Origin of the sequence: Arthrobacter cavernae (assembly GCF_017368795.1) — a bacterium.
Taxonomy (GTDB): Bacteria; Actinomycetota; Actinomycetes; order Actinomycetales; family Micrococcaceae; genus Arthrobacter; species Arthrobacter cavernae.
This window is the reverse complement of sequence record NZ_JAFNLL010000082.1, coordinates 1-1370: the sequence shown is the minus strand read 5'-3', so window position 1 is coordinate 1370 and position 1370 is coordinate 1. Positions and strand designations below refer to the sequence as shown.

The following is a 1370-nucleotide window of genomic DNA, read 5'->3' as shown; positions in this document are numbered from 1 at the left end:
GCATCCCCGGTCGCGGGGAACCCTGGGGTTTCTGCTGTACATGGGCGGGTGCATCAGGTGCGGGGCTTTTACGGCGGGGCCTCTGCACAGGGCGCCCCTGCGGCAGTGAGAGGAGTCTAGATCCCGCCTCCGGGGCGGACAACGCCGGCCACCCGCTGGCGCGTTCCGTGCCGGCTCCTGCCATGGCAGAGTTTCCTGTCCCCGGCGCCCGAAGCTGAGCGGCGGCGGGGACTGGTGGGCGCAGGGACCTGCCGGCCGGGGTTTCAGGTGCCTTCGGATTCTGTGGCGGTGCGGGCGAAGCGGCGGGCTATTGCAGGGCGGTGCGGGCGGGCGGACCATTGACACCATGGACGAGGCGTGGGTTCGCGGCAGGCGGAGCGCACAAGGCGCTGGGACCATGGCCGGGACGCCGCGGACGGGTCGCTTCATAGGTTTCGGCGGCTGCGCGCTCTGGGGTTGCGTGCCGGTCCGAGGCGTCCGGTGTCGGCGATGCACGCAGGCGGGAACACCGGCCGGCGGATTCCGGCAGCCGCAGAAACCCGCGTTCGTGTGGTGCGACAGAGGCGGGTTCCTCAGACCCCTGGCTTCTCCCCGCGGCGGTTTGGCGGTGAGGCGATGCCGCGCATCTTCCTGAGCCATTCCAGCAAGGACAATCGTCAGGCCATGGCGTTGAAGCGTTGGCTGGTGGAGCAGGACCCGGGACTGGCTGACGAGATCTTCCTGGATCTGGACCCTGCGACGGGCATTGCGGCCGGTGAGCGCTGGAAGGAGGCCCTGCGTCGGGCCAACGAGCGGTGCGAGGCGGTAATCTGCCTGCTCTCAGCTAATTGGGAGGCGTCCCGGGAATGCCTTGCCGAGTACCGGACTGCCGAGAATCTGGGCAAGCTGATCCTGTGTGCCCGGCTTGAGCCGGACGCTGACGGCGGGATCACCGGGGAGTGGCAGCGCTGCGACCTGTTCGGCAACGGCCCCGCCACGGAGATTGAGGTGGCACTCAATGGTGAGAGCCGCACCATCGAATTTCTCACCGAGGGCCTGCAGCGCCTGCACCGTGGGCTGCGGAAGGCCGGGATCGGGGCGGAGCACTTTGTCTGGCCCCAGCCCGATGATCCGGACCGGGCACCCTACCGGGGGTGGGAACCGCTCGAGGAGGCGGACGCGGCGGTCTTCTTCGGCCGGGACGGGCAGATCGTCCGGGGCCTGAATGCGCTGCGCCGGATGCGCCATGAGGGGACCGAAGCGCTATTTGTGGTCTTGGGCCCGTCCGGTTCGGGCAAGTCCTCCTTCCTGCGGGCGGGCCTGCTGCCGCGGCTGCGGCGCGATGACCGGCAATTCCTGGTCATGGACATCGTGCGCCCTGAACGCAACGT

Annotated in this window: 1 protein-coding gene; it reads left to right on the top strand. The window is 69.3% G+C overall.

The genetic code is table 11. The features are described 5' to 3' along the window. Positions 1 to 489: 489 nt before the first annotated feature. Positions 490 to 1370: toll/interleukin-1 receptor domain-containing protein (locus J1902_RS18700; RefSeq protein WP_242702223.1), on the top strand; the 881-nt coding region annotated here is incomplete at its 3' end.